At 64.8% G+C, this 13126-nt stretch carries 17 protein-coding genes; 8 read left to right on the plus strand and 9 right to left on the minus strand.

Features of this window, described 5'->3' with window-relative positions:
* The 8 genes from ACLH0J_RS09470 (at position 1) to fliR (ending at position 5511) form a co-directional block, all read left to right on the plus strand.
* Entirely contained in the window at positions 1-1206 is a 1206-nt protein-coding gene (locus ACLH0J_RS09470) for a flagellar hook-length control protein FliK (protein ID WP_411391762.1), read from the plus strand.
* A gap of 125 nt (positions 1207-1331) precedes the next feature.
* Complete coding sequence (gene fliL / locus ACLH0J_RS09475) at positions 1332-1802, plus strand: flagellar basal body-associated protein FliL (protein WP_411391763.1); 471 nt, start codon at positions 1332-1334, stop codon at positions 1800-1802.
* A gap of 3 nt (positions 1803-1805) precedes the next feature.
* The gene (fliM, locus tag ACLH0J_RS09480; protein WP_262049838.1) at positions 1806-2861 is read left to right on the plus strand and encodes a flagellar motor switch protein FliM; all 1056 of its coding nucleotides are present in this window, start codon (positions 1806-1808) and stop codon (positions 2859-2861) included.
* A complete protein-coding gene (fliN, locus tag ACLH0J_RS09485) occupies positions 2854-3339 on the plus strand; it encodes a flagellar motor switch protein FliN (protein WP_411391764.1) in 486 nt (161 codons plus the stop codon). The genes fliM and fliN overlap by 8 nt, the downstream gene beginning before the upstream one ends.
* Positions 3336-3743: a flagellar biosynthetic protein FliO gene (gene fliO, locus ACLH0J_RS09490; protein WP_411391765.1), complete on the plus strand. Its 408-nt coding sequence runs from the start codon at positions 3336-3338 to the stop codon at positions 3741-3743. Before fliN ends, fliO begins: the two co-directional genes overlap by 4 nt.
* On the plus strand, positions 3740-4435 hold the full coding sequence (fliP, locus tag ACLH0J_RS09495) for a flagellar type III secretion system pore protein FliP (protein WP_010567395.1): 696 nt from the start codon (positions 3740-3742) through the stop codon (positions 4433-4435). Before fliO ends, fliP begins: the two co-directional genes overlap by 4 nt.
* A gap of 11 nt (positions 4436-4446) precedes the next feature.
* Positions 4447-4716: a flagellar biosynthesis protein FliQ gene (gene fliQ / locus ACLH0J_RS09500; RefSeq protein ID WP_017735842.1), complete on the plus strand. Its 270-nt coding sequence runs from the start codon at positions 4447-4449 to the stop codon at positions 4714-4716.
* 6 nt (positions 4717-4722) lie between these two features.
* Positions 4723-5511, plus strand: coding sequence for a flagellar biosynthetic protein FliR (gene fliR / locus ACLH0J_RS09505; RefSeq protein WP_010567397.1), 789 nt, complete (start codon positions 4723-4725; stop codon positions 5509-5511).
* A gap of 60 nt (positions 5512-5571) precedes the next feature.
* On the opposite strand, the gene ACLH0J_RS09510 is transcribed toward fliR, so the two are convergent.
* The 9 genes from ACLH0J_RS09510 to ACLH0J_RS09550 form a co-directional block, all read right to left on the minus strand.
* The gene (locus tag ACLH0J_RS09510; protein ID WP_411391766.1) at positions 5572-5826 is read right to left on the minus strand and encodes a bacteriocin immunity protein; all 255 of its coding nucleotides are present in this window, start codon (positions 5824-5826) and stop codon (positions 5572-5574) included.
* 1 nt (position 5827) lies between these two features.
* On the minus strand, positions 5828-5902 hold the full coding sequence (locus ACLH0J_RS09515; protein ID WP_411392792.1) for a hypothetical protein: 75 nt from the start codon (positions 5900-5902) through the stop codon (positions 5828-5830).
* A 55-nt stretch (positions 5903-5957) separates the two neighbouring features.
* The gene (gene flgL, locus ACLH0J_RS09520) at positions 5958-7154 is read right to left on the minus strand and encodes a flagellar hook-associated protein FlgL (protein ID WP_411391767.1); all 1197 of its coding nucleotides are present in this window, start codon (positions 7152-7154) and stop codon (positions 5958-5960) included.
* Between the two features lie 12 nt (positions 7155-7166).
* Entirely contained in the window at positions 7167-8777 is a 1611-nt protein-coding gene (gene flgK / locus ACLH0J_RS09525) for a flagellar hook-associated protein FlgK (RefSeq protein ID WP_411391768.1), read from the minus strand.
* 65 nt (positions 8778-8842) lie between these two features.
* A complete protein-coding gene (gene flgJ, locus ACLH0J_RS09530) occupies positions 8843-9766 on the minus strand; it encodes a flagellar assembly peptidoglycan hydrolase FlgJ (protein ID WP_411391769.1) in 924 nt (307 codons plus the stop codon).
* Complete coding sequence (locus tag ACLH0J_RS09535) at positions 9766-10875, minus strand: flagellar basal body P-ring protein FlgI (RefSeq protein ID WP_411391770.1); 1110 nt, start codon at positions 10873-10875, stop codon at positions 9766-9768. Before ACLH0J_RS09535 ends, flgJ begins: the two co-directional genes overlap by 1 nt.
* Before the next feature lie 27 nt (positions 10876-10902).
* Complete coding sequence (locus tag ACLH0J_RS09540; protein WP_411391771.1) at positions 10903-11559, minus strand: flagellar basal body L-ring protein FlgH; 657 nt, start codon at positions 11557-11559, stop codon at positions 10903-10905.
* Positions 11560-11573: 14 nt separating this feature from the next.
* The gene (gene flgG / locus ACLH0J_RS09545; RefSeq protein WP_271673827.1) at positions 11574-12356 is read right to left on the minus strand and encodes a flagellar basal-body rod protein FlgG; all 783 of its coding nucleotides are present in this window, start codon (positions 12354-12356) and stop codon (positions 11574-11576) included.
* 31 nt (positions 12357-12387) lie between these two features.
* Positions 12388-13125, minus strand: coding sequence for a flagellar basal body rod protein FlgF (locus ACLH0J_RS09550; protein WP_411391772.1), 738 nt, complete (start codon positions 13123-13125; stop codon positions 12388-12390).
* Position 13126 lies beyond the last annotated feature (1 nt).

Below are 13126 nucleotides of genomic sequence, written 5' to 3' on the forward strand. Positions count from 1 at the left end.
ATGGATATTCTTGCGTCGTTAATGCCCCAGGCTGCCGCGCCTGCGTCGACCGCTGTGGCGAGCGATGCGCCCGCCGAGGCGTCGCAGGTGCCGAGCGTGTCGTTTTCGCAGGTGTTGAGCCAGGTGAGCGCGCCGACGGCAGACCCGCTGCCGGCGGTGCCGGTCGAAACCGCGCCGGTTGCTCCGGTTGCTCCGGTTGCGCCGGATGCCTCGGTCGCGCCAGTCGCCCCCGAGCCTGTCGCGACGCCCGTGCCGGTGCTCGCCCAGGTGCAGCCGCTCGCCACCGAGCCGACAACGCCAGTGGCGGACGACGTGTTGAACCTCATCGCCGATGAACCCGTGGCGTCCGTTCAAGACCCCGAGCCGACCTCCAAAGGCGACACCAGCCTGGACGATATCCGCCAGCGCATGGCGTTGATCGAGAGCGCCGGCCAGTCGGACACCGCCGCGATGATCGTGGTGCCGGCGATTCCCGTCAGTGTGCCGGTGGCGGCGCCCGTGGCCGTGAGCACCGCGCCTTCGGTGTCCACCCCGGTGGTCAGCGCGGTGCAGGCGCCCAGCGTGCCGGTGGCGGAGGACGATACCGACATCGCCAGCGAATCCCTCGACCTGCCGGATGCCATGCCGGCCCTGGTCGCCACCGTTGCCGACAGCGTGCCCACGGTGCATACGCAAACCGACGACCGACAGCCTGACAGTCAGCCCGATGCGCAAACCTTCTTCAGCCTTGCGCCGACCCCCGTGCGGGCCGCGCCCGACAACCTCGCCACCAATGGCCTGGTGCTCAGCGCCGCCATCGGCAGCACCGAATGGGCCGCCGACCTGGGCCAGCAGATGGTCGACATGGTCACACGCGGCGATCAGCAGGTGGACCTGCGCCTGCATCCCGCCGAGCTGGGGCCGCTGTCCATCAGCCTCAACCTGAACGACGGCACCACCCAGGCGCAGTTCCAGGCGGCCCATGCCTCGGTGCGCGCGGCGGTGGAGCAGGCGTTGCCGCAACTGCGCGAGGCCCTGGCGAGCCAAGGCATCGCGCTGGGGCAGGCGTCGGTCAGCGACCAGTCCTCGCGCCAGGCGGCAGGCGGCCAGGCGCAGCGTGACCCGCAGGCCAGCCCGGCAAACGTGGCGGTCAGCCGCGACGAGGCGCTGCCGGCGCAGGTCCAGCAGGTGTTGCTGAGCAGTTCGGGGGTCGACCTGTACGTCTGAATCCCAAATCAAAACAGCGAGATACCACCGTTACCCCGGTCTTATCGCGCCATGGGCCGGGCAGGGCGATGGTCATACTGAGCCCTGCCTAACCGTTCCCCCTTCATTCCATGGTTCCGCCAATAATGACCACCACCCGCAAAACCCCCTGGCTCCTGATTCTGCTGCTGGCGCTGGTCGTCGTCGCCGGCAGCTCTGCCGGTACCTACGTCTACCTCAGCCGGATCGCCAAGACCGGCGAGGCGGCGAAGGCCGAGCCCGCCGAGACAAAACCCCAGGCGCCACGGCTGGTCAACATCGCGCCGATGACGGTCAACCTGGTGAACGAGCGCGACGAGCCACGCCTGCTGTACGTGGGGTTTGCCCTGGAAGTGGCGGATGACGCGACCCAGGCGCAGTTGCAGCAATACATGCCGCAAGTGCGCAGCCAACTGTTGACCCTGTTGAGCGGGCAGAACGCCGCGCTGGTCATCACGCCCCAGGGCAAGGCGGCGCTGGCCGAGCGCATCCTGGAAACCCTCAGGCAGTCCCTGGCACCGCAGCAGCCCGCACCCGCGGTGCTACGCGTGCTGTACACCGACTTTATCGTGCAGTAAGCCATGGCCATTGACGATTTGCTCTCCCAGGACGAGATCGACATGCTGCTTCGCGGCGGCGACGAGGGTGATGCGCCGGCGGACGACGCCGACACCCTGGACGCTTCGCGAGTCCGCCCCTACGACCCGGCGACCCAGCACCGGGTGATCCATGAGCGTCTGCACGCCCTGGACATCATCAACGAGCGCTTCGCCCGTTACTTTCGCATGAGCCTGTTCAACCTGATCCGGCGCAGCATCGACATCACCGTCAAAAGCGTGCGCTACCAGAGCTACAGCGAATTCTCGATGCACATGCCGATGCCCACCAACATCAACCTGCTGGCGATGAAACCGCTGCGCGGCACGGCCCTGGTGGTGTTCCCGCCGAGCGTGGTGTTCATGGTGGTGGACAACCTGTTCGGTGGCGACGGGCGCTTCGTGACCAAGTCCGAAGGCCGCGAATTCACGCATACCGAGCAGCGCATCATCCGGCGTTTGCTGAGCCTGGCGGTGGACGCCTACAAGGATGCCTGGAAGTCGGTCTACCCCCTGGACATCGAATACCTGCGCTCGGAGATGCAGGCCAAGTTCGCCAACATCACCAGCTCGCCGAACGAAATCGTGGTCAATGCCACCTTCCACCTGGAGGTCGGCAACCTGTCCAGCGATTTCAACATCGTGATCCCGTACCTGATGATCGAGCCGATGCGCCAATTGCTCAACGGCCCGTTGACCGATACCAATCCCGACGAAGAGCGCCACTGGAACAAGCGTATGGCCGGCGAGATCGCCCATTCGGAGATCGAGCTGATTGCCGACTTCGTCGAGCTGGATGCCCGCATGGGCCAGGTCATGGCGCTCAAGGTGGGCGATGTGTTGCCCATCGAGCTGCCCGACATCATCAACGCGCGGGTCGACGGCGTGCCGGTCATGACCTGTGAGTACGGCAGCCAGAACGGCCAGCGCGCGTTACTGGTCAAGGACCTGGTCGACCACTCCCTGAGCCTTTCTTCCTCTTCTACCAGCCGATTCGTGAAGGGCCACGTGTCCACTGCCAAGGAATCCGACCATGACTGATTCAAACACCCTCGAGCCCCAAGAGCCCGATGAATGGGCCGACGCCCTCGCCGAACAGGCCGCCGATGCCGATGCCGTCGACGCCGGTGATGACGACCCGTGGGCGGCGGCCCTGGCCGAACAGGAGCAGACCGACGCAGCGGTGGCCGGCCCGGCGCCGAGCGTAGGCTCGAGCCTGTTCAAGCCGTTGCCGACACCCACGCCTGCCGCTGCCGCGCGTGAGCTGGAAATGATCATGGACATTCCGGTCAAGCTCAGCGTCGAGCTCGGTCGCACGCGGATCACCATCAAGCAGTTGCTGGAACTGGCCCAGGGCTCGGTACTGGCACTGGACGGCCTGGCGGGGGAACCGATGGACATCCTGATCAACAGCTACCTGATCGCCCAGGGCGAAGTGGTGGTGGTGGATGACAAATACGGCATTCGGATCACGGAAATCATTACCCCGTCCGAACGCGTGCAAAAGCTCAACCGATGAGCCAGATCAGCGCGACACCCGTGCCCCTTGGCGTGCCCTCGGACAGCGTGATGAACCTGGCACTGCTGGGCAAGACCGCGATGGCCCTGGCGGTGGTGGTCGCCTGCGTGCTGGTCTGCGGCTGGCTCGCACGGCGGATGGGCTCACGGCCGCAGGCCTCGGGCAAGACGGTGCGGGTGGTCAACAGCACCGGCGTGGGCCAGCGCGAGAAAGTCGTCATCGTGCACGTGCGCGACCAATGGTTGGTGCTGGGCGTCACTGCCCAGCAAGTCACCGCACTGGCGCAGTTCGACGCACCGGCCGCCGAGCCTGAACCGGCGCTTGCCGTGCCGGGTGACAGCTTCGCCGAGCGCCTGGCCAGCGCCTTGAAACACAACCTGCAGCGCAAGGGGCGTTCGTCATGACCGCCCTGGAACCGGCAATGCAGGGCCTGAGCGCCTTCACCGGCCAGGCCGGCGGCCAGCAATGGTCGCTGAGCCTGCAAACCCTGCTGCTGCTCAGCGCCATGGCGTTCCTGCCGGCGGTGCTGCTGATGATGACCGGGTTCACCCGCATCATCATCGTGCTGGGCCTGCTGCGCACGGCCATCGGCACCACCTCGGCGCCGCCGAACCAGGTGCTGCTGGGGCTGGCGCTGTTCCTGACGTTTTTCGTCATGTCGCCGACCCTGGACCAGGCCTACGAAAGCGCCTGGCAACCGTTCTCCCGGGATGAGATCACCGTGGAGCAATTTCTCGACAAGGGCAGCCAGCCGTTTCGCGCCTTCATGCTCACCCAGACCCGCCAGGGCGACCTCGCGCTGTTCGCCCGCGTGGCCCGCCTCGGCGACCTGCAAGGGCCCGAAGATGTGCCTATGCGTGTGCTGCTGCCGGCGTTTGTCACCAGCGAATTGAAGACCGCGTTCCAGGCCGGGTTCACCATTTTCATCCCGTTCCTGATCATCGACCTGGTGGTGGCGAGCGTGCTGATGGCGCTGGGCATGATGATGGTGCCGCCGTCCACCATTTCGCTGCCGTTCAAGCTGATGCTGTTTGTGCTGGTGGACGGTTGGCAACTGCTGCTCGGCTCCCTGGCGCAGAGTTTTTTCACCGGATGAGGAGGTAGACGATGACCCCGGAAATGGTCATGGACCTGGCATACAAAGGCATGCGCATGAGCATGATCGTGGCCGCGCCCGTGTTGTTCGTCACGCTGTTTATCGGCTTGCTGGTGAGCCTGTTCCAGGCCGCCACGCAGATCAACGAGTCGACCTTGTCGTTTATCCCCAAGATCATTGGCGTGTGCGTGGTGCTGGTGATCGCCGGGCCCTTGATCATGGAAATGCTGGTGGACTACACCCGCGCACTGTTCACCAGCCTGCCCACGCTGATTGGCTGACGGGCGTTGATCGAGTTCAGTTCGGCGCAGTTGCAACTGTGGCTCACCAGTTTTTTCTGGCCGTTCTGCCGCGTGCTGGCGTACCTGATGAGCGACCCGATCCTGGGGCATAAAAACGTCGCGAGCCCGGTGAAGGTCGGCCTGGCGATGCTGCTGGCGTTCCTGCTGGCGCCCAACCTGCCGCCGCTGCCGGACGTTGCCCTGTTCTCCTGGGCCGGGCTGGGGGTGACGGTGGAACAGGTGCTGATCGGCATGTCGCTGGGCATGGTCATGCGCGTGACGCTGGCGGTGGTGGAGATGACCGGCGATATCTGCGGCATGCAAATGGGCCTGGCGTTCGCCACGTTTTTTTCCGCTGACACCAGCACCAACAGCCTGGTGCTGTCGCGCTACCTGGGCATGATCACGATCCTGATGTTCCTGGCGCTGGACGGCCACCTGATGGTCCTGGAATTGCTGGCGAACACCTTCAAAAGCCTGCCCATCGGCCAACTGCGCTTCGACCCCAATGCCTGGAACCTGATCGCCCGCTACGGCAGCACCATCTTCCTCACCGGCCTGCTGCTGGCCTTGCCCATGGTCGCCACGCTGCTGATCATCAACCTGGCGATGGGCATCCTCAACCGGGTCGCGCCACAGTTGACGGTATTTTCGGTCGGCTTCCCACTGACACTGAGCGTGGGCCTGATCCTGCTGATGGTGGTGATGGGCGACCTCGGCCCGTTCCTGGCCAGCCTGCTCACCAATACCCTGCACTTCATGCAGTACCTGGTCGACAACATGGCACGGCCTTGACGCCCCCAGAATAGAACGGTGGGATAACCGGCAGCCCTTCAGGCTGGTCGAGGTTGGACCTCAAGCGTCCTTGAAGCCGGGGAGTTCGTTGGCCGCACGCCATGCCTTGACCGTCCGCGTCACGCCTTCGGCAGAGTTATCAGCCCCTGATTCAGGGTGGAAAATCAAATCGTATCCCTCTGGATGCCCCGCAAGCTGGCTGAATTTTTCCAGCAATTGGCCCAGCGCGTCATCTGTTCCGCCTTTGTTTACGCTTCGTATCTCATTGATCAATTCAATAAATTGCGCTTCTGTGAAATCAGAAATATGTGCCATGTCATGCCTGCGACGTTCTATGGAGGCCAATGTGATTTTTTGGGGTATTAACCCTTAAATTGTCCACGTCGTACACCGATCCACCATCCGCTTCGGTATCGGAGCGCCAAGCCCAACCCCTCCCAGCGTTTTCAGATGTATTCAAACAGCGACATCTTCTGGATGCTCACGAAGGTCTGCTGCGCCGCCTGCAACGCCACTTGCAGTGCGGTGTACTCGCTGACTGACTCGGTGTAGTCGGCATCCACCAGGCCGGACAGGCGTTCGGTGTAGCTCAGGGCCAGGTCGTCGCCGATGGTGTCGAGTACGTCCAGTTGGTTGAGCCGCGAGCCTACCGAGGTCTGTACCGTGAGTACTTTGTCCTGGGCGTTGTTCAGTTGGCGGCTGGCGGTGGCCAGGGTGTTGTTCAGGTTGGCTTGGTCGGCGTCGGTTTCCACCGGGGTTTGCAGCACCGAGATCAGGTTTTTCAGGGTGGCGAACACGTCCGGGTTGGCGTCGGCCGCTTTGCTCACGGCAATCGTGTCGCCGTCCACCGGGGTGCCGGTAAGGGTCAGGGACAGGCCGTTGACTTCCAGGGTGTCGCCCGAGGTGTAGGCCACCGGGTCGGCGCCGTCGAGGCTGTATTGCGCGGTGCCATCGGCGGCGGTGCTGAAGGTCAGGCTGAAGCCGGTGCCGTAGTTGGCGTTCTGGGTGTCGGTGATGGTCGGGCCGCTGTAGGTCACGCTGCCGCTGTTGCTGCCGGCCTGGGCGATGAACCCCGCCGAACTGCTCACCGAGAGGAAAATCGTCGCTCCGGTGTCGCCGCTGGCCATGCTCTGGGTGGAGCTGACCAACTGCGTGACCGCATTGCTGTCGCCCTGGTACACCAGCTCGCCAGCGGCATTGGTGGCGAACGCCGGGCTTTGGCTCTGGTAGCCGGAAAACAGGTAATTGCCGTTGCTGTCCGTGGCGTTGGCCAGGGTCACCAGGGTGTCGTACACCCCTTGCAGCGAGGTGGCGATGGATTCGCGGTCGGCGTCGCTCAAGGTGCCGTTGTTGGCCTGTACGATCAGCGACTGGGCGCTGGTGATGGCGTCGTTGATGCTGTCCAGGGTGCTTTCTTCCTGGGACAAGGAGGTGTTGATCGCGCTGCGCGAGTCGGCATATTGGCTATTCGCCGCGATCGCCTGGCGCACGTTGACCGCTTGGGCGGCGGCCAGCGAATCGTCGGAAGGGGTGACCACCCGCGTGCCGCTGGACACTTCCTGGGCGGCGTCCTGGTAGGCGCTTTCCTGGGTGAGCATCGAGTTCAGGTTCTGGTTGTAAATCGTCGCACTGCTAAGGCGCATGGCGTCGCTCCGCTAGTTGATGTCGAGGAGGGTGTCGAGCAGGGTCGTGCCCACTTCGACCACCTTCGCGCAGGCCTGGTAGTACTGCTGGTAGACGATCAGGTTGGCCGCCTCTTCATCCAGGTTCACCCCCGATTCCGACTGCTGCAGGGTGGTCAGTTGGTCGGTGAGGCCGGATTGGGTTTCCAGTTGCCCGGCGACCTTGCTCGCGGTGCTGCCCACGTCGCTGACCAGGGTCGAATAGGTCTGGCTGAGGGTCTTGCTGCCGCTGACGATGTTGCTGGTCTGCAGGTCGAGCATCGCCAGGGCGTTGCTGTTGTCGCTGGCGCCGGTGGAGGTGCCGGCGGCGATCAGGCTGCCGTCGCTGGTCAAGGTGGTGAAGCTGCTGGCGGCGTTGCGCGTGGGCAATACCAGGAAGCTGTCGCCGCTGTCGGCCGTGCCGCTGATGGCCACGCTCATGCCGGCGAAGGTCAGGGTGGCGCTGCTGCTGTCATAGGCCGCGGTGACGCTGGCACCGGTGTCGTTGCGGGTCACGGTGTAGCCGTCGGTGGCGGAATACTTGACGGTGTAGTCGGTGGCGCTCAAGGCGCTGACATCGTCGGTGAAGGTCGCGCTCAAGGTGGCATCGCCGGTGTTCTGGGTATTGCCGTAGATGCTCGGGTTGTCCACCGAGAACACTGCGGTGCCGGTGTCGCCATTCAGGTCCGTGCCGGCGGCCTGCAAGGTGTTGAAGGCTTGGGTCAGGCTGACCGCGAGGATACCCAGCTGGTTTTGCGCGTCCGTCAGGCTGGTGTCGCGAAAGTCCATCAAGCCGCCCAGGGAGCCGCCCTCGAAGGTGGAATCGTCCAGGGTGGTGGTGTGACCGGCGGCGTCCACATAGGTGACCACGGTTTGCGTCGGGTCGCTGGCCGAGACGGCGGTGCTCAGGTCGAAGCTGTCATTGCCCGACACCAGCGCCAGGCCGTTGCTCAGGGACACGGTGTAGCTGCCGTTGCTCTGGGTGGTGACGTCCACGTCCACCAGTTCGCTGAGCTGGCTGACCAGCAGGTCGCGCTGGTCGAGCAGGGTGTTGGAGGTGGTGCCCAACGCTTCGGACAGGCTGATCTTTTTATTCAGGCCGGCGATCTGTTCGCTGAGGTCATTGACCTGGGTGACCTGGTCGCTGATCTGGCTGTTCACGTCGCTGGCCATGTCGTCCAGGTAGCTGCCCAGTTGGGTGAACTGCGATGTGAGGGTTTGCGCGGCGCCGATCACTTCCTCGCGCGCGGCGGTGTCGCTGGCGTCGGAGGTCAGGGTCTGGATCGCCGAGAAGAAGCTTTGCATCAGGGTGTCGAGGCTGGCGTCGCCGTCGGCCAACAGGCTGTCGATCTGGTCGATTTCGGTCTGGTAGGTCGACAACGCGCTCTCGGCACTGGTGGAACTGTTGAGCTGGCTGGTGACGAACTGGTTGTACTGGCGATCCACGCTGGCGATCTGCACGCCGCTGCCAGCGGTGGCTTCGGAGAAGGTCGCCACCTGCAGGGTGTAACCCTCCGTGTAGGCGTTGGTGGTGTTGCTGCTGCTGGTGCTGAGGGCGATCTGCGCGGCGGTCAGGCCGCTGACGCCAATGGAAATAATGCTCATCGAGAAGCTCCTGGGCTACATGGTTGGCACTATCGGCCCGGCGAAAGGGCAACTTGACCCCTGTTCTATAAATCGTTTTGCAACTGCGCCACGGCCGGGACGGTGCGCAGCGGACCGATGGTGGCCATCACCGAAATCAGCTTCTGGGCATAGCGCGGGTCGGTGGCATAACCGCCCTGTTGCAGCGCGACGGCGGCCTGGGGCGCATCGTTGGCGGTGCGCACGGCGGCGTAGCCGGGGCGGCTGCGCATCAAGCGGGCGTAGTCGTTGAAGGCGGCTTCGTCGCTGGGGTACACGCGAAACGCTTCCAACTGTTTTTGCGCCTCGGCGTCGGTGTATTCGGTGGTCATCACCTGGGTGGTCGGGCCTTGCCATTGGCCGCCGGCCTTGATGCCGAACAGGTTGTGGCTGTCGGCGCCGCCGGCGGTGGTGATGGTGCGCCGGCCCCAGTCGGTTTCCAGGGCGGCCTGGGCCAGGATCAGTTCGGCGGGCACGCCACTGCTGCGCGCGGCCTTTTGCGCCGGCTCGCTCAAGCGCGCGATAAACGCTTGCACATGCTCGGGTTGGTCCTTGTCGGTGCCGCTGACTTCGCGGCGCTTCCAGGCATCAAACGCCGGGCTGGCAAACGGCGAGGGGCGCGCCGGCGGCAGGTCGAGGAAGGCGCTGGTGGCGCTGTCCAGCTCGGGGCTCTGGCGGGTGGTGTAGCCGCTCAATTGCCGGGTGAGTTGCTCGGCCAGGCCGATGCCTTTGCCCGCCAGGCTCTGGGCCCATTGCTGGTCGAGCATCTCGGTGTACATCTCGGTCTGCGAGTTGTTCGACATCTCCGACTTGGGCACCGCCGCCCGCATGCTTTTGAGCATCATCTGCAGGAACAGCGCCTCGAACTGTTTGCTGGCTTCCTTGAGTCCGGCATGGGGGTCCAGGTGCGCACTGTTGCGCAGCCGGTCCAGGCCCTGCACATCCAGGGCAAAACCATCGGCGCTTTTCATCAGATGATCTCCAACTCGGCCCGCAATGAACCGGCGGCCTTGAGTGCCTGCAGAATAACCATCAGATCCTGCGGGGTGGCCCCCAGTGCATTCAGGCCTTTGATCACGTCCATCAAGTTCGCCGTGCCTTCGAGCAGGTGCAGCGAACCGCCCTGGGACTCGATGGAAATATTGCTCTGGGAGCTGGTCGCCGTCTGGCCGCCACTGAAGGCGCCGGGCTGGCTGACCGTGTTGGTGGTGTCGATGATGACCGACAGGTTGCCGTGGGCCACGGCGGCGCGGTACAGCTTCACCGAGCTGTTGAGCACGACGGAGCCGGTGCGCGAATCGAGGATCACCTTCGGTCGCGCCTGGATCGGCAGTACGTCGATGCTCTCGATGCGCGCCATGAAGTTGGTGCGCTCATTGGGCGACAGCGGGCCCTGGATCTCGATCAGGCCGCCGTCCACCGCCGACGCCACGGTGCGGCGCATTTCCAGGTTGATTGCCGTCACCACGCGCTGCGCGGTGGCCGAGTCCGGATCATGCAGGGACAGCCCGAGCAGGCCACGTTCGTTGTTCAGGTTCAGCGCCACCGTGCGCTCGATGATCGCGCCGCGGCTGATGCGCCCGCCGGCCAACTGGTTGACCGTCACGCTGCTGCCGTTGGCCGACGCCCCGGCACCGCCCACCAGCAGGTTGCCCTGGGCCACGGCGTAGACCTCACCGTCGGCGCCCTTCATCGGGGTCATCAGCAGGGTGCCGCCGCGCAGGCTTTTGGCGTTGCCGATGGACGACACCACCACATCGATCTGCTGCCCCGCGCGGGCCAGGGCCGGCAGGTTGGCGGTGACGATCACCGCCGCGATATTGCGCATCTGCATGTTCGCGCCGGCCGGCAGGGTCACGCCCAACTGCGACAGCATGTTGGTCAGGCCCTGCTCGGTGAACGGGCTCTGGGTGGTCTGGTCGCCGCTGCCATCCAGGCCGACCACCAGGCCATAGCCCACCAGGTTGTTGGGGCGGATGCCGGCAAAGTCGGCGATGTCGCGGATCTGCTCGGCGTGCACCGTCGCGCCCAGCCACAACGGGCAGCTCAGCAGCAGGATTCTGGCGGCTCTCATGAACATGGCATGGGTTCTCAAAAAAGGTGAGGCTCAGAAAGGTGAAACGTTCAGAAGGATGCGATGGAGCCAACCCATCCGCTGCGCTTCATTGATGTAGCCATCGCCCACGTACTCGATGCGCGCCTGGGACACCTGGGTCGACGACACGGTGTTATCACCGGTGATACTGCGCGGGTTGACCAGCCCGGAAAAACGGATGAACTCGGTGCCCTGGTTGATCGCGATCTGTTTGTCGCCGCGCACGCGCAGGTGCCCGTTGGGCATCACTTGCATCACCGTCACGGAAATCGTGCCGGTGAACGAGTTGTTCGCCTGGGAACCGCCGGCGCCGACGAAGTCGTGGGTGGTGGACGCGTCCAGGCCGTAGGAGCCGACCTGGCTGGGCCGGCTGGATTTGGTCGCCAGGCTCAAGCCCATGGAACCGGCACGGCTGGCATTGGACGATGAGTTCTTGCTGGCGCTGACCTGTTCTTCCAACTGGATCGTCAGGGTGTCGCCGACCCGGCGCGGGCGCCGGTCCTCGAACAGCGGCTGCGAGCCCAGGCTGCCCTGGTAGATCGAACCGTTGGCCTGGCGCAAGGGGTAGACCGGCACCGGCAGGTCTTCGTCGGGCACCACCGGTTTGTGCGGCAGTTGATCGCAGCCCGCCAGGGCCAACACGCCGGCCAATAAGTACTTGTGAACCATGGTTGGGGTCTCGATCAGAGCTGGGTCAGACGCTGGAGCATCTCGTCCGAGCTCTCCACGGCCTTGCTGTTGATTTCGTAGGCGCGCTGGGTCTGGATCATGCCGACCATTTCTTCCACCACGTTGACGTTGGAGGTTTCCACGTAGCCCTGGGAGAGCGTACCGCCGCCGTTGAGGCCCGGCGTGGTTTCGGTGGGCGCGCCCGAGGCGTCGGTTTCCAGGTAGAGGTTCTGGCCGATGCTTTCCAGGCCGGCCGGGTTGATGAACAGTGCCAAGTTCAATTGGCCGACCTGGGTCGCGGTGGACGAGGCCGGTGTGGTCACCGAGACGATGCCGTCGCTGCTGATGGTGATCGCGGTGGCGTTGGCGGGGATGGTGATGCCGGCCGACAGCTTGTAGCCGTTGGAGGTGACCATCTCGCCATTGGAGTCGAGCTGGAAGCTGCCGTCACGGGTGTAGCCGGTGCTGCCGTCGGGCATGTCCACCTGGAAAAAACCCAGGCCGTTGATCGCCAGGTCCTTGGAGTTGCTGGTCTGCTCCAGGTTGCCCTGGGTGTGCAGGCGCTCGGTGGCGACTTCGCGCACGCCGGTGCCCACCTGCAAGCCGGAGGGCAGGCGTGTGTCGGTGCTGCTCTGGGCGCCGGGCTGGCGCACGTTCTGGTACACCAGGTCCTCGAACACCGCACGCGAGCGCTTGAAACCGTTGGTGCTGACGTTCGCCAGGTTGTTGGCGATCACGTCCATTTGCCCCTGCTGGGCTTCCAGGCCGGTCTTTGCCGTCCACAGTGATCGAATCATCGTTGGGTTCCTTGTCGGTTCAACCGGGCGGTCAGCTCAGGGAAAGCAGGCTGTTGGCGCTCTTGGCGTTTTCGTCGGCGGTGCTGATGGCTTTCATCTGCATGTCGTAGCGCCGCGAGTTGTCGATCATCGCGACCATGGCGTTGGTCGGGCTGACGTTGCTGCCTTCCAGTGCGCCGGGGGCCACGCGCAGGCTGTCGTCGGCCGGCAGGGCTTGGGCGTTGGCGGTGCGGAACAGCCCGTCGGTGCCGGCCTGCAACGTGCCGGGCAACGCCGAGACCAGCTTCAACTTGCCCACCGGGCTCAAGCCACGGGGCTCCATGCCCAGTTCACGCACGCTGATGGTGCCGTCGCTGCCCAGGGTGACTTCGCTGCCCAGCGGCACGGTGACCGGCCCGCCATCGCCGATCACCGGACGCCCGCCCACGGTCATGGCGCCGGTGCCGTCGACCTGCAAGTCTCCACGCCGGGTGTAGGCTTCGCTGCCGTCGCCGGTCTGCACCGCGAGCATCACGTTTTCGTCCAGGGCCACGTCCAGCGCGCGGTCGGTGTGCACGATCGGCCCTTCGCTCCAGTCCACGCCCACGCCGTTGGCGGCCACCGACACACGGGTCGGCAGGCCTTCGCCCGCCACCGGTGAAGACTGCATCTGCACCAGTTGCGCGCGAAACCCCGGGGTCACGACGTTGGCCAGGTTGTTGGCCACGACGGCCTGCTGTTCGAGCGCCTGGTTGGCCCCGCTCATGGCCGTGAAGAGCATGCGATCCATA

The organism is Pseudomonas sp. MPB23 (genome assembly GCF_046605395.1).
Taxonomy (GTDB): Bacteria; Pseudomonadota; Gammaproteobacteria; order Pseudomonadales; family Pseudomonadaceae; genus Aquipseudomonas.

Bases quoted from the DNA above. Each gene is read 5' to 3' on its own strand.
- ACLH0J_RS09470 (WP_411391762.1), top strand. From the start codon at position 1: ATGGATATTCTTGCGTCGTTAATGCCCCAGGCTGCCGCGCCTGCGTCG.
- fliL (WP_411391763.1), top strand. From the start codon at position 1,332: ATGACCACCACCCGCAAAACCCCCTGGCTCCTGATTCTGCTGCTGGCG.
- fliM (WP_262049838.1), top strand. From the start codon at position 1,806: ATGGCCATTGACGATTTGCTCTCCCAGGACGAGATCGACATGCTGCTT.
- fliN (WP_411391764.1), top strand. From the start codon at position 2,854: ATGACTGATTCAAACACCCTCGAGCCCCAAGAGCCCGATGAATGGGCC.
- fliO (WP_411391765.1), top strand. From the start codon at position 3,336: ATGAGCCAGATCAGCGCGACACCCGTGCCCCTTGGCGTGCCCTCGGAC.
- fliP (WP_010567395.1), top strand. From the start codon at position 3,740: ATGACCGCCCTGGAACCGGCAATGCAGGGCCTGAGCGCCTTCACCGGC.
- fliQ (WP_017735842.1), top strand. From the start codon at position 4,447: ATGACCCCGGAAATGGTCATGGACCTGGCATACAAAGGCATGCGCATG.
- ACLH0J_RS09510 (WP_411391766.1), bottom strand. From the start codon at position 5,826: ATGGCACATATTTCTGATTTCACAGAAGCGCAATTTATTGAATTGATC.
- flgL (WP_411391767.1), bottom strand. From the start codon at position 7,154: ATGCGCCTTAGCAGTGCGACGATTTACAACCAGAACCTGAACTCGATG.
- flgK (WP_411391768.1), bottom strand. From the start codon at position 8,777: ATGAGCATTATTTCCATTGGCGTCAGCGGCCTGACCGCCGCGCAGATC.
- flgJ (WP_411391769.1), bottom strand. From the start codon at position 9,766: ATGAAAAGCGCCGATGGTTTTGCCCTGGATGTGCAGGGCCTGGACCGG.
- ACLH0J_RS09535 (WP_411391770.1), bottom strand. From the start codon at position 10,875: ATGTTCATGAGAGCCGCCAGAATCCTGCTGCTGAGCTGCCCGTTGTGG.
- ACLH0J_RS09540 (WP_411391771.1), bottom strand. From the start codon at position 11,559: ATGGTTCACAAGTACTTATTGGCCGGCGTGTTGGCCCTGGCGGGCTGC.
- flgG (WP_271673827.1), bottom strand. From the start codon at position 12,356: ATGATTCGATCACTGTGGACGGCAAAGACCGGCCTGGAAGCCCAGCAG.
- ACLH0J_RS09550 (WP_411391772.1), bottom strand. From the start codon at position 13,125: ATGGATCGCATGCTCTTCACGGCCATGAGCGGGGCCAACCAGGCGCTC.